Annotated in this window: 9 protein-coding genes; 5 read left to right on the top strand and 4 right to left on the bottom strand. The window is 60.7% G+C overall.

Going from position 1 to position 13,774, the window contains the following annotated elements:
* Positions 1-2: 2 nt before the first annotated feature.
* Both glnE and LDN12_RS17835 read left to right on the top strand, forming a co-directional pair.
* Positions 3-3,176, top strand: a complete 3,174-nt coding sequence (gene glnE, locus LDN12_RS02090) for a bifunctional [glutamate--ammonia ligase]-adenylyl-L-tyrosine phosphorylase/[glutamate--ammonia-ligase] adenylyltransferase (protein ID WP_223921039.1) — start codon at positions 3-5, stop codon at positions 3,174-3,176.
* A gap of 12 nt (positions 3,177-3,188) precedes the next feature.
* On the top strand, positions 3,189-3,455 hold the full coding sequence (locus tag LDN12_RS17835; RefSeq protein WP_274382180.1) for a GSU3128 family (seleno)protein: 267 nt from the start codon (positions 3,189-3,191) through the stop codon (positions 3,453-3,455).
* Between the two features lie 214 nt (positions 3,456-3,669).
* Here the strand turns inward: LDN12_RS17835 and LDN12_RS02095 are convergent, their stop codons facing one another.
* From LDN12_RS02095 to LDN12_RS02110, 4 genes are all read right to left on the bottom strand, one after another.
* Positions 3,670-4,467 (bottom strand): DUF116 domain-containing protein, encoded by a 798-nt coding sequence (locus LDN12_RS02095; protein WP_223921040.1) that lies wholly within the window; start codon positions 4,465-4,467, stop codon positions 3,670-3,672.
* Complete coding sequence (gene fmt / locus LDN12_RS02100; protein WP_223921041.1) at positions 4,467-5,426, bottom strand: methionyl-tRNA formyltransferase; 960 nt, start codon at positions 5,424-5,426, stop codon at positions 4,467-4,469. Before fmt ends, LDN12_RS02095 begins: the two co-directional genes overlap by 1 nt.
* Entirely contained in the window at positions 5,423-5,938 is a 516-nt protein-coding gene (gene def, locus LDN12_RS02105) for a peptide deformylase (protein WP_223921042.1), read from the bottom strand. The genes fmt and def overlap by 4 nt, the downstream gene beginning before the upstream one ends.
* A 392-nt stretch (positions 5,939-6,330) precedes the next feature.
* Positions 6,331-7,176 (bottom strand): HDOD domain-containing protein, encoded by an 846-nt coding sequence (locus LDN12_RS02110; protein ID WP_223924008.1) that lies wholly within the window; start codon positions 7,174-7,176, stop codon positions 6,331-6,333.
* Positions 7,177-7,345: 169 nt separating this feature from the next.
* On the opposite strand from LDN12_RS02110, the gene LDN12_RS02115 reads away from it, so the two are divergent.
* The 3 genes from LDN12_RS02115 (at position 7,346) to LDN12_RS02125 (ending at position 13,774) form a co-directional block, all read left to right on the top strand.
* The gene (locus tag LDN12_RS02115) at positions 7,346-9,274 is read left to right on the top strand and encodes a tetratricopeptide repeat protein (RefSeq protein ID WP_223921043.1); all 1,929 of its coding nucleotides are present in this window, start codon (positions 7,346-7,348) and stop codon (positions 9,272-9,274) included.
* Between the two features lie 278 nt (positions 9,275-9,552).
* Positions 9,553-13,080, top strand: a complete 3,528-nt coding sequence (locus tag LDN12_RS02120) for an alpha-amylase family glycosyl hydrolase (protein WP_223921044.1) — start codon at positions 9,553-9,555, stop codon at positions 13,078-13,080.
* Positions 13,019-13,774, top strand: a complete 756-nt coding sequence (locus tag LDN12_RS02125; RefSeq protein WP_223921045.1) for a hydrogenase — start codon at positions 13,019-13,021, stop codon at positions 13,772-13,774. Before LDN12_RS02120 ends, LDN12_RS02125 begins: the two co-directional genes overlap by 62 nt.

Here is a 13,774-nt window from a genome sequence, read left to right on the forward strand (position 1 = left end):
CCATGCCAGGGGAACGATTCTTCCGGGAATTCAGCCGGATAATGGGACTGGACGACCATGACGGTCGTACGCGGGAACTGGCCGCTTTCCTGGAGTCACGGGGCTTTCTCCACGGCGAGCGCTCGGCAGAAAATATTATCCTGACCGCGTCACATTTCCCTACTGACTCGCTGCATCGTATTGTTGCCGGCTCACTGTTGTCCCCCCTGCCCGACATTGCGCTCAACGCCTTTGAGCGTCTGGCGGGCGCCATCCCCCCCGAAGATCTGGCCGAAATAGCGCACCGCGGGAAACGTCTGGGGCAGTTTATTCTGTTGTGCGGTTCTTCGCCGTTCCTGGTTAACCTTATCTTCAAAACCCCCGCCATATTCCGCTGGCTGTTTCTGGAGAATGCCATCGACCTCGCCCGGAAAGAGGGTGAGATGTTGGATGCCCTGCGTTCCCGGGTGGATGACACGACCGACTTCGCGGAACTGCTCCGGGTGTTGCGCTGCTTCAAGCGGGCCGAGATCCTGCGCATTGCCGCCCGCGATTTGAACGGTCTTGCTGCGCTGGAGGAGGTGACCGGCGAGCTTTCCAGCCTGGCGTCCGCATCGCTGCAGGTGGCCTATGAGGTGTGCCGCCGTTGTCTGATCCGGGAATACGGCGTGCCCCTGACGGAGGGGGAGGACGGACTTCGCGAAGCAGAGATGGTCGTGATCGGTATGGGTAAACTGGGGGGGAATGAACTGAATTTCTCTTCGGACATCGACATTATCTACTTCTACGAATCGGACCGGGGCGAGACCAGCGGGATCGGAGTCGATCCCGGAGGACGGACGGGCGTTATCTCGCTGCACGGTTTTTTCAACAAGCTGGGGGAGATGATCAGCAAAGCCCTTTCCCTGGTTACCGAGGATGGTTTTGTCTTCCGTGTGGACATGGGACTGCGGCCGGAGGGCAAATCCGGCGATATGGCGATTTCAGTGCGCTCGGCGGAGATCTACTACGAATCGTGGGGCCAGTCGTGGGAGCGGACGGCCATGCTCAAGGCGAGGCCCGTGGCCGGTTCCCTGGAGTTGGGCGACCGGTTGCTGAAGATGCTCCAGCCGTTCGTCTACCGGAAATACCTCGATTACAACCTGATCGAGGATATGAAGAATATGAAGCAGAAGATCGACGCCTCCCTGGCCCGCTCCATGGAAGGGGAGGCAAACCTCAAGCTGGGGCGGGGAGGGATTCGGGAGATCGAGTTTTTCATCCAGGCCCTGCAACTGGTGTACGCCGGAAAGAACCCCAACCTGCGGGAACGCAATTCGCTCCGGGCGCTGGACGCCCTGTTGGCGGTACGCCTGATCTCGGACGACGATCATCGCAAGCTCTCCGAGGCCTATCGCTTCCTGCGGACGGTCGAACATCGCATCCAGGTGGTTCAGGAACGTCAAACCCACAACCTGCCCGCCAAAGAGGAGGAACTGGGGGCGCTGGCGCGGCGTTGCGGCTTCCTGCGCCCCACGGGTACGGCGCGGTTCCTGGAAACGCTGGAGGAGCATCGCGGCAATGTCTCGGCCATCTACGGGAATCTGTTCCATTCCCGCGACGAGAAGCTTAAACAGGATGTGGATCCCCGGGTGCTCCTTTTTCTCGATACCAAGGCAGATCCCGACCTGGTCAAGGACATGCTGGCCGAACGACGATTCGAGGACGTGGAACGCGCCTACGCAAACCTGCAATCGCTCCGCCGCGGCCCCGAAAGCGGCAACCTTACCGAGCGCGGCCGCCGCATCCTGGAAAAGATCGCCCCGCTGCTTTTACAGGAGACCTTCCTGTCGCCCGATCCCGATATGGCCCTTGCCAATCTGGAGCGCTTTCTGGCCATCATCGGCACCCGTTCCTCCTACTACGCCCTCCTGGCCGAAAACAGGGAGACGCTCAAGCTGCTGGTGTCCCTGTTCAGTATGTCCGAATTCCTTTCCAAGATCCTGATCGGCCATCCGGAGTTGCTGGACAGCATGGTGGACCGGAGTTACGCTTCCACGCTCAAGTCCCGGGATATGATGACCATGGAACTGGACAGCCTGCTGGAGCGAACCGACTACTTCGAGGAGCAATTGGATCTGCTGCGGCGTTACCGCAACGAGGAGTTTCTGCGCATCGGCCTGAACGACATCCACGGCAAGCTGGCCCAGGGAGAGGCGACCGCCCAGTTGACCGTGCTGGGCGAGGCCTGCCTGGGGGCGGCTTATCGCCTGGCTGCTCTGGACCTGAAGCGCTTCGGGCGCCCGATGTACCGTTTCGAGGGCAGGAATGCGGAGGCATCGCTGGCGGTGATCGCAATGGGCAAGCTGGGTGGAGGCGATCTCAACTATCATTCCGACCTGGACATCATCTTCGTCTATGACCACCAGGGCGCAACGAACGGCGAGAAGCAGGTTTCCAACCATGAATACTTTGCCAAACTGGCCCAAAAGATCATCTCGATCCTGAGCATGCAGACCCGCGAGGGGTATGTCTACAAGATCGACACCCGCCTGCGGCCGTCGGGCAACGCCGGCCCGCTGGTCACCTCCCTCGATTCGTTCCTCGAGTATCACCGCAAGGAGGCCCAGATCTGGGAACGCCAGGCGCTTACCAAGGCCCGCGTGGTACTGGGGGATGAAGGGCTGGGCGGCCAGCTGCAGGACGTTATTCGCCATACGGTCTACGGGGCGTCCATCGATGACGAGGGGCGCCGCGAGATCCACCGGCTGCGGATGCGCATGGAGAACGAACTGGCGCGGGAGAAGAGCGGCAGCTACAATATCAAGACCGGCCGGGGCGGGATCGTCGATGTGGAATTCGTTGCCCAGTATCTGCAACTCAAGTACGGCTGCGGCTATCCGGAGCTGCGCACCACCAGCACCATCGTGGTCCTCAAGGAGATCAACTCCCTGGGGCTTTTGCCGCACGACGACGCGGAGGCGTTACTCTCCGGTTTTACGTTCCTGCGCAGATTGGAAAACCGTCTGCGCATCATTCACGACTACTCGGTGAACGATCTGGCCGGATCCAAAAGCTACATGAACAAGCTGGCCCGACGGTTGGGGTACGATCCTGCGTTGAAAAATCCCGGCGCTTTGCTTATCAGCGATTACGAAGAGACAACCGGCAAAATCCGGGACTGCTATGCCAGGATTCTTGGGGAGTCGGCGCTCTGAGAGGGGGTAACCGTGAACATCCGCAAGAAGTTTCTCGATTATGAGTACGAAGAGGTGTTGGACGGCCGCACGCGCGAGTTGATCCGCGTGGGGTGCGCCATCGCCGTGGGGTGTCCCACCTGACTGAAGAAACACTTCGCGGCCGCGAAGTCCTACGGCGCCACGGACGCCGAACTCCGTGAAGCGATCGCCTACGGCGCCATCGCCCCCGGCGGCAGGGCCAAGAACTTTGCCCTGGATATGCTGGCGGAGATTGAAGAGGAAAACCCGAATCCGTGACGTCTCCACGGCTCCGTGTGTCCGGGAGGCCCCAGTCTTTGCCCCTGCGAAGATGGCGGCAACCCGCCGGAGGAACGGCAGAGCGAGTGACGTGTTGCGGCACGTGCGCCGGGGGGGCAGGCCCTTCCGGCCACTGCGGCATTCCGGCGTCACGGATTCAGGGGTGGTAGAAAACGATGCGGGCGGGGAATATCTCCGCCCGCATTATTGTGTGTCAGGCGGTTGGGGGAGCGGCTTCTTCCGGGAGGATCACCTGGCTCAGGGCCTCGTCGATTTTGGCGGTATCGACGGTGGTATTGAAACAGGGGCCGAAAGGGCGATCGTTGAGGATGCCGATTACCGGCAGGGGGTAGCAATCCTTGATACCGGAGGTGAGGTCGCGTTCGCACGCCACTGCCAGTACCAGTTTCGGGCGCTTCTCCACGATCACTTTGCGTGCCAGGGTGCCCCCGGTGGCCACCGATATGTCCACATGGTACTTTCGTCCGATGTCCACCAAACCCTTGATGTCGCACCGACCGCATTGCACGCACTTCTTTATGTCGCCCGTGACCTTGATCTCGCAGTCGAACAACTGGATGCAGTGGGGGAGCAGCACCAGGATGCGATCGGGCTTGACCTTCTGGCGCTGCGAGACGACCAGGCTGTTGTTCATGGCAATGAAGGATTGGCGGATACTGTCCTTGTCGAGCCCCAGCCCGCGCCCTACCAGCTCGATCATCGGCAGGAGGAATTTGATGACCACCAGGCGCATGAAGCGGGTGAAGAAGATGTCCTTCCCCAGGGCGGTGGTCAGCACCAACAGGCCGGTTCCCAGGATGGCAACGCCCGAGAGCACCGCCACAACGATGCCGACGATGTGGGGCAGCCGGGGGTGGATATTGGCGAGGCCGCGATTGGGAACCCACCAGGCGAGAAAGATCAGGCCCACCACGATCAGGCAGGTAAAACCCATCAGCGAGATGAACAGGCGTTTGCGGGGAGGGGTATTGGTCTCTTTTGTGCCGGTCATTATTGCCTGTCTCCGCCGCCGGTTTCACCGCCAAGCCGGGAACCTTCCAGCACCGGGCAGCCGGCCAGGAAACTGGCCGAATCCAAACGTTTTTTTCCTGCCGTCTGCAACTCTTCGATAATCAGGCTTCCCGTCAGACAGGCGACCTCAAACGTCCCTTTGGCGGCACGCAGCACCGTACCCGGTTGGCCGTTGCCGGTTCCAACCCGCGTGCGGTAGATCTTGAGTGCCTGGCCGTCCATGAGAGTATAGGCGACGGGCCAGACGCTCAGGCCGCGCACCTGGTTGTGGATGGCGCGGGCGTCGCGGCACCAGTCGATCAGGCCATCCTCCTTCTTCAACATGGGGGCATAGCAGGAGAGGGCGTTGTCCTGCTCCCGCGGGGATATGGAGGCGGTATGGAGGCCGTCCAGGGTTTCGGCCAGCAATTGTGCGCCCATCACGGACATGCGATCGTGAAGTGAGGTGATATTCTCGTCCTCATCGATGGGGGTGGAGCGGCTTAACAGCATCGGGCCGGTATCCAGGCCAACGTCCATCAGCATGGTGGTGACGCCGGTTTCCCGTTCTCCGTTGACGATGCTCCAGTTGAGCGGCGCAGCGCCCCGGTAACGGGGGAGGAGTGAGGCATGGACGTTGATGCAGCCATGGGGCGGGATTTCCAGGAGCGCCTTGGGAAGGATCTGCCCGAAAGCCACCACCACGATCACGTCCGGTTTGAGCTGCAAGATGCTCTCGATGAAGGCGGGCTCGCGCACCTTGAGGGGTTGGCGCACCGGGATGCCGTGATGCAGGGCCAGCTCCTTGACCGGGGGCGGCATCAACTTCTGGCCGCGCCCTTTGGGCCGGTCCGGTTGGGTAACCACCGCCACCAGGTCTTCTCCGCGGTCGATAAGGACCTGTAGCGTGGGGCACGCGAATTCGGGGGTCCCCATGAAAATCACCCGCCAGCCGGTCATTTTTCGCCCCTTTTCTCTTCTGCGGCCTTGCGGAACTTGCGCTGGAACAGGTCGCGCTTGAGGGGCGAAAGGTGATCGACAAAGAGCACACCGTCCAGGTGGTCGATCTCATGCTGGAAGGCAATGGCCAGCAGGTCTTCCGCCCGCCAGCTTTTCTCGTTCCCCGACAGATCCAGTCCCTTGACCACGACGCTTGCATGGCGGCGGACATTGGCCGCATATCCGGGAACGGAAAGGCAGCCCTCTTCTTCGTAGGCTTCCCCCTCGGCGTGGACGATGACGGGGTTGATTGCTACAATCAGTTCAGGCGGTTCGTCCTTGGCGGAAACATCGATCACGATAACTCGCTGGTGTACGCCGACCTGCGGGGCGGCCAGTCCGACCCCGGGTGCGTCATACATGGTTTCCGCCATGTCTTTGACCAGTTGCTGAAGGGACTCATTGATAACGGTGACCGGCGCCGACTTTTTCTTGAGTTCGGGGTTGGGATAGGTGAGGATTGTGCGGATCATAAACATCCTTGAATGTATTCTGTGCGTCCGGCGCCATCATGCGCCGCGAGCGGGGCCAGCGTGTCATAAGCCGCTCAAGAAGGGCGGCCCCTTCGCTCCCTTGCTTTTTCCCATCGGGAGTCAGACTCTACGTTAGTTTATTAGGATACTATTTCGGATAAAAAAAATCAATTTATCATCTTGAACGCTGGTGCGGGGCATATGGCGGACTCGGTCGGAGGGATCGGCGGGGTAAAGGGCCGGGCAGGAATAGTCCGCAGAGGGCCGGAGGAAAAAGGGAGGAACGACCGGAAGGAGCGGCAAGGCGGCCGCATCGATAGTTAAAGAGAGGTCGGCGAAATGGCGCGGGAAGATGACCGGGGAAGCTCTTCCCGAAACGTTGTAGCCCTTTTCTAGCTGAAAAAGCCCTTGTCCCGGCTGAAGGCTTCCACAAAGGTCTCCAGAAGAAAGTTCATCTTTTCCTCATCGATATCCAGGATGACCGCGGGAGCTGTTTCGTGGAGCGCAAAATCCTCCGGCTCGCGGATGCCCGCCCCCACCCTGTGGCAGAAGAGGTTTGCCAGTCCGACAACGCAGGTCAGCCGCACCTGGTAGGGGTCTTCGTCGGTGCCGAAGTCGTAGGTGTGGTGCTTCAGGACCGCATGCATGAGGATCTCGGGGAAGTTCCATTTCTTGATGACCAGCGCCCCCACGTCGGCATGACTGTAGGGATACACCTGCCGTTCGGCTTCCAGGAACGAAATCCGATCATTATAGCATTTCTGCATGACGCTCTGGAACTGCTGGCTGTCCATGGTGTTCATGATGATCTTGCCGATATCGTGGAACAGGCCGCCCAGAAAGGCCTCCTCCTCATTCACCAGCCGGGTTATGCCGGCGATGATACGGGCGGCCAGGCCGGCGCCGAAGGAGTGCTCCCAGAGCATTTTCTCGGTCAGGCCGTAGGGTTTGTAGACCTGTTTGACCGAGGCCGCCACCACAAGGCTTTTCAGGGTGCTGAAGCCCAGGATCATGATGGCGTGGGACAGCGTCTGGATCTGGCGCTGGCAGCCGTAAAACGATGAGTTCGAGATCTTCAGGACCCGGGCGGCAACAGCCGGGTCGGACGCCACGATCTTGGCCAGTTCTTCCGAAGTGGTGCTTTCGCTTTCAACGAGTTGCATGACCTTGGTTGCGACCACCGGGATGGTGGGCAGGTCGCTGGCGTTCATGATCAGCGTTTCAAGTTCCTGGTTCATCATTTCCGCTCCTTGCTGCATGCAAACGGGTATGGCCGACAGGTCTTACACGGAAAGGAATTATTGCATAAAAATGTAAATAATCAAAGATATTCGCCGAAATAATTGAATTTTGACCAGGTGCCATGTATAATCCCCCCCCATCACTAACCAAGGACAGTCCAAGAACATGCCAATGATTCGCTCATATCTTGCCTTGCCCTGCGCGGTACTCATGTTGACCGGCTTTACCTGGGGGTTGGGGTCGGACAATTGCCCCAAGGCCTTGGAGCTTACCGGGAAGCTGGGGGCACTCCATGATGAGACCAAGGTGCGTCAGGCCGAGGCGGAGATCCTCTCGCTCTGTCCTGACGGTGCTGCCGGTCACTTTGTTACCGCATTGCAGTTCGAGCGGGTGGGCAATCTGGACGGAGCGATTGCGGAATATCGCAAGGCGCTGCAGTTGGAACGGTCCTTTCCCCTGGCGAGCGGCAATCTGGGGCTCCTGTACGCCCAGAAAGGGATGAACGACGAGGCCTCGGTCGAGTTGGCCCGCGGCCTCGCGTCGATTTCCAATCCCAAATATCATAAGGCCATGGCCTTGATCCTGGCGGAGCGTAAGGTTTATCCCCTCGCCATCTATCACTTTAATGAAGCCGGTCGTGAATTAACCGGTGATGCCGGCGTGTTTACCGGCCTTGCCGAGATCTATGTGGCCATCGGACAACAGGGCAAGGCCCTGGAGGAGTATCGCCGGGCGCTGGCGGCCGACCCGAATTCCGAAAAGGCTCATCTGGGCATTGCCTCCATTTATCTGGAGCGCAACGACCTGAACAAGGCGCTGGACGAGCTGAAGAGGGCTGCGTTGTCCAGCCCGCAAAACCGCGAAATCCACTTGATGATGGCCGACATCTATACCAGAAAAGGCGATAAAAAGCAGGCCGAGTATGAAAGGCTTCTGGGCGGCAAGGGCAAGACGGCCTCGGCTGTCTCACCTCAGGGTCCCCCTCCAGCCCCCGTTGCTGCCAAGCCGGTAGCCGAAGCCCGGCCCCGGGCAGAGCTTGAAAAGGCGATCGAGAGGCTGAAGGCGACCATCAAGGAGCAGCCCGATGCCGTGGCGGCGTATGAAGAGCTCGGCAACCTGTACCGCTCGGCCGACATGGATAATGAGGCCATTGCAGCCTATAAGGGCGCGGTTTATCGCAACAGCACCAGCAGCGACGTGTACCTCAACCTGGGTATTCTCTACGAGAAACGGGACATGCTGGACGAGGCGGTGGTCGCCTACAAGCAGGCGGTACGGGTCAAGCCGCAAAATGCCGATGCCAGGCTACGTCTGGCGGATATCTACCTGAACCGCGGAAGCAATGCCCAGGCGGTGGAGCAGTACGGCGAATTTCTCAAGCTCAGGCCCAACAGCCCCGATATCCAGCTCAAGCTGGCGCGACTCTTTGCCCGCAACAAAGAAACGAACCTGGCCATCGAAGGGTATCAGGCGGTGCTGAAGCAGTCTCCCGAGAATGTCGATGCAAATCGTGAGATTGCCGCCCTTTACCGGATGAAGGGTTTGAACGACAAGGCCATCGAGCATTATAAAAAGGTGCTGGAACAACAGAAAGACGACATGGACACGCGTAACGCCTTGGTTTCTCTCTATGTCAAGGACAAGCGTTACGACGAGATTACCGACCTGCTCAAGGGCACGGCGGAACTCTTCCCCGACGACCCCAACAACCACTACAAGCTGGGCCTGATCTACGATTTCAAGAAGGACTATGACGACGCCATTGCCAGCTATAAAAAGGCCCTGGCGCTGAAACCCGACCACGCGCGCGCTCTCAATGCACTGGGGCGCCTCTACCTGAAGACCGGCCGGCTCACCGAGGCCAAAGAGGCGCTCGAAGCGGCCAAAAAGGCCGATCCCGGTCTGGAGGAAGCTTCGATATTGTTGAACAATATCCGGGATGAATTCAATCCCGAACCCCACAAGATCAGCAATAAGATCGGCAAAAAGAGCAAGAAGAGCAAGTCCAAGAAGGCAAAGAGGACAAAAACCTCCAAGAGCGGCAAGTCCGCAAAGTCGGATAAGAGCAAGACCAAGACCAAGAAAAAACATTAGTATTCCCTGTAGCGTTCATCGGTCCGACGGATTACGGGCAGCCCCGTTCCGGCGTTCCTGCCGCTGTAACCCTAAGGAGGCTGGCAACAATAACATGAACATCTTGCATCTCATCTTCCGGCCATCTTTGACCGCAGCTCAATCGCAAAATCCTCGACGTAGCCCTGCTACGCCTGCGGTTTTGTTCAATCGCTACCGCCAAATCTGACCAAAATCTGAGCGCAATTCTGTTCAATTTATTATTACGAGCCTCCCAACACCCACGGCCGGACACAGATATGACTGAACTGAGCAGCGCGCTAGATTACTTTCCCCACACTATCCAGATATCCGCCCGGTATTGGCGCTCCCTAGAGTTGGGGGTGCTTTCGCAACGCATCGCCACCCGCAGTATCCCACCGGTCATGTTTTACCGGCAACTCGCTTTCAAGCTGAATCGCGGCAAAAGTGCCGAAGCGCCACCGGCCCATGCCGGCCATCTCGTTCTCTATGCCATGCTGCTCAAGGTGTACCGTCATCTCATCGACGTTTTGGGAGAACAGGCAACACCGGGGGTGATGACGGATGCCCTGCAACGGGGAGGGTGTGATCCGGCCGGGGCTGAAACGGCTGCGACGCTGGAGCGCTTCATAGCACTTTTTCCGCCGGATGGGGTGTTGCAAGGCACGCAGCAAAGCGGCGAATGGCTCGGTGCAGCCGGTGAGAAGGGCAGGCGGATGGTCCTGCGGGAGTTGCTCCTGCTCCGGCTGGCCGCTCAAAATCCGGCTCTTGACAGCTTTCGTGCCATTCTTGACGACCGGCCCCTGGCGAGTGAGACCACGTACCCGGTTATGGCCGCCGGCATGCAGAGCGCCCTGAAGCAGGGGCCGCTTCTGGAGGAGTTGGGCTGTACCCTTGGTGATGCCTTGTGGGCGCCCATCGGTTCCGCCCCCACCTCGCTCGCCGGCCAACTGGATTTTGTCCGCACACGGTGGGTCAAGCTACTGCCGCCGGAACTGCTGGAAGAGGTGGTCGAAGCCTTCGATATCCTGCTGGAAGAGGAGCGGGAGTGGGGCGGAGCCGGAGCGCCGGGACCGCCGCCGGTTCTGGAGTTCGGCCGTGGCGGGCACGGGCAGGCAGGCGGCAGCTCGGTCTTCGGCGGCTATGATTACCCGGAGTACGAGGGGTTCTCGCCGGATGCGGACTGGATGTCCAACGTGGTGCTGATCGCAAAAATGGTCTATGTCTGGCTCGATCAGCTCTCGAAGCAGTACGGCTGGCCCATCACCCGCCTCGACCAGATACCGGAAGCGGAACTGGACCGGCTGGCCGCAGCCGGCGTCACCGGACTCTGGTTGATCGGGGTCTGGGAACGCTCGCCGGCCTCCCAGCGCATCAAACAGTTGTGCGGCAATTCCGACGCCATCGCCTCGGCCTATTCCCTGTACGACTATGAGATCGCCGCCGACCTGGGTGGGTGGGCCGCGCTGGGCAACCTGCGGGAGCGGGCCGTCCGGCGGGGCATCCGCCTGGCCAGCGATATGGTCCCCAACCACACCGGCATCTATTCCCGCTGGGTCATCCAGCACCCGGACTGGTTCGTGCAGACCGATTACCCCCCGTTTCCCACCTATCAGTTCAACGGTGAGGACCTGTCCCACTCGGGCGACGCCTGCATCCAGATCGAGGACGGCTACTGGACCAAGACGGACGCCGCCGTGGTCTTTCGCCTGATCGAGCGCACGACCGGCCGCATTCGCTACATCTACCACGGCAACGACGGGACCAGCATCCCCTGGAACGATACGGCCCAACTCAACTACCTGATCCCCGAGGTGCGCGAGGCGGTCATTCAGACCATCCTGCACGTGGCCCACAATTTCCCGATCATCCGTTTCGACGCCGCCATGACCCTGGCCAAGAAGCACTACCAGCGCCTCTGGTTCCCGATCCGCGGCCTGGGGGGCGGCATCCCGTCCCGGGCGGAGCACGGCATGAGCCGGGAGGAGTTCGATACCCTCTTCCCGGTTGAATTCTGGCGCGAGGTGGTGGACAGGGTGGCGGCCGAGGCACCGGGTACCCTGCTCCTGGCCGAGGCCTTCTGGCTGATGGAGGGGTATTTCGTACGGACCCTGGGCATGCACCGCGTCTACAACAGCGCCTTCATGAACATGCTCAAGACGGAGGAAAACGCCAAGTACCGGCAGACCATCAAGAACGTCCTGGAGTTCAACCCCGAAGTGCTCAAGCGCTTCGTCAACTTCATGAACAACCCGGACGAAAAGACCGCCGTGGAGCAGTTCGGGACCCAGGGCAAATACTTCGGCGCCTGCGTGTTGCTGGCGACCATGCCGGGGCTGCCCATGCTCGGCCATGGCCAGATCGAAGGCTTCCACGAAAAGTACGGCATGGAGTACAAGCGGGCCTACTGGGACGAGGCGGTCGACGAAGGGCTGGTGCGCGGCCACGAGATGTGGATCTTCCCGTTGTTGCGCCGGCGCTGGCTCTTCTCCGGGGCGGATAATTTCGTGCTGTACGATTTCTACGCCGGCCACGCAGTCGACGAGAACGTCTTTGCCTATTCCAACCAGGTGGGTGAACAGCGGGCGCTGGTCCTGTACCATAACCGGTACGCCAGTTGCGCGGGATGGATCAAGGATTCCGCCGCGTTCGCCGTCAAGACCGACGGCGATGCCGTCGAACTGCGCCGGACGACATTGGGGGCGGCCCTCGGCGTTACGGCTGAGGATCACGTCTTCTATGCCTTCCGCGACCACACCCGGAATCTGGAGTATGTGCGCAACGGCCGGGAACTGGCGGAAAAGGGGCTCTATGTGGAGCTGGGCGAATACCAGTTCCACGTCTTCATGGATTTCCGGGAGATCCGGGACGATGCCGAGGGAAGCTGGCAGGGCCTCTGCGCGGCACTCAACGGCCAAGGGGTGGAAAACCTGGAGGACGAACTCAAACAACAACGCTACGCCTCCCTGAACACCGCCTTCCGGGCCGTACTGCAGACGGTGCCGATGCCGGATAAGGACCGTCCGGTTGCCGGAGCGGATACGGCCGATGTTATCCGGGCGGCCCAGCGTTTCCTGGCCGTGCTGCATGCGCACCTGCCCGGAGGCGTGAGCGGGGCCGATGCCGTGCTGAAGGAGATTTCCGCCTGGCGAGAATTCTCGACGGCCTTCCGGGCGATGAAACCGGCTGCCAAGATCGCACAGGCAACGCACACCGGGCTGATGGAGCTGTTGGACAGTCCTGTGGGCACCCGGGTGCTGTTGGGGTGGCTGCTCCTGAAACATGCCGGGGGGGACGCCCTGGGGACCTTCGGGCTCGATTGCACCCTCAGGCGAGTACTACAGGAGGATCCGGGCCGGGATGCCGCCCTGCTCCTCACCTTGTTGCTGGCGTGGGACGACGGCCAGGGCGGCGGCGGACGTACTATCGCCACGGCCTTTGCCTGCCCGCCCTGCCGTGATTTCATGATGATTCACGAAAGTGACGGCGTCGAGTGGTTCAACAAGGAGCGCTTCGAAGAGCTGGTTGCATGGCTGACCGTAATCGGTCTGGTGGAGTTGGCGCTGAAACGTCCGGCCAGCCGTACTGTTTCGGCATGGCTGGCCGCGGCCGGCCGGGAACGGGCTGCCAGTACCGCTCTGGCCGCCCATGCGGGCTACCGCAGCAGCCTGTTTCAGCAGTTATCGGAGCCGGCGCTGGAGATCGACGCCGAAAGCCCGGCGAAACACAAAAGAAAGGGTACGGATGTTCAAGGCGGCGCTCGAGCGCATACGTCAAAAACACCGGACGACACGCTACCCCGCTGAGCCGGCGCTCCTGCCGGCACTGTTCCGGGGCTATCCGCGGCTCGACCCGGCCCAATGCCCGCCCGGCTGTACCTGCTGTTCGGACGTCTGTCCGGTGGATGCCATCTACCACGCCAACGGCTTGGCCCTGGACATGGGCAAATGTCTGTTCTGCCCCGAATGCGAACGGGCCTGTCCCAACGGCGCGGTGCGCTTCACCGCCGACGAAAAGCTGGCTACCTCGGAACGGGAGGACCTGGTGGTCCGGGAGGGAGAGGAACGCCGGCTGGCCCACAGCATGGGTAAGGAACTGGTGTCCCTGTACGGGCGCTCCTTCAAACTGCGGGAGGTGAGCGCCGGCGGCTGCAACGCCTGTGAGGCCGACACCAATGTCCTCTCCACCATCGGGTTCGACCTGGGGCGCTTCGGCATCCAGTTCGTGGCCTCGCCGCGCCATGCCGACGGCATGTTCGTCACCGGGCCGGTCACGGAGAACATGCGCATCGCCCTTCTCAAGACGTGGGATGCCATCCCCGGCCCCAAGGTGGTCATCGCCGCCGGGGCCTGCGCCATCGACGGCGGCCCCTTTCGCGGGCACCATGAGGTGCACGACGGTATCGATAAATTTTTGCCGGTGGATCTCTATATCCCCGGTTGCCCGCCTCATCCCCTGACCATCCTGGACGGTTTGCTGCGGCTGTTGGGGAGGAGATAG

It is taken from the genome of Geobacter sp. AOG2, from assembly GCF_019972295.1.
GTDB lineage: Bacteria > Desulfobacterota > Desulfuromonadia > Geobacterales > Pseudopelobacteraceae > Oryzomonas.

Excerpts from the sequence above, each read along its gene's own strand:
- fmt (WP_223921041.1), bottom strand. The coding sequence starts at position 5,426 with ATGACCGGCTGGCGGGTGATTTTCATGGGGACCCCCGAATTCGCGTGC.
- LDN12_RS02120 (WP_223921044.1), top strand. The coding sequence starts at position 9,553 with ATGACTGAACTGAGCAGCGCGCTAGATTACTTTCCCCACACTATCCAG.
- LDN12_RS02115 (WP_223921043.1), top strand. The coding sequence starts at position 7,346 with ATGCCAATGATTCGCTCATATCTTGCCTTGCCCTGCGCGGTACTCATG.
- LDN12_RS02095 (WP_223921040.1), bottom strand. The coding sequence starts at position 4,467 with ATGACCGGCACAAAAGAGACCAATACCCCTCCCCGCAAACGCCTGTTC.
- glnE (WP_223921039.1), top strand. The coding sequence starts at position 3 with ATGCCAGGGGAACGATTCTTCCGGGAATTCAGCCGGATAATGGGACTG.
- LDN12_RS02110 (WP_223924008.1), bottom strand. The coding sequence starts at position 7,176 with ATGAACCAGGAACTTGAAACGCTGATCATGAACGCCAGCGACCTGCCC.
- LDN12_RS02125 (WP_223921045.1), top strand. The coding sequence starts at position 13,019 with ATGTTCAAGGCGGCGCTCGAGCGCATACGTCAAAAACACCGGACGACA.
- def (WP_223921042.1), bottom strand. The coding sequence starts at position 5,938 with ATGATCCGCACAATCCTCACCTATCCCAACCCCGAACTCAAGAAAAAG.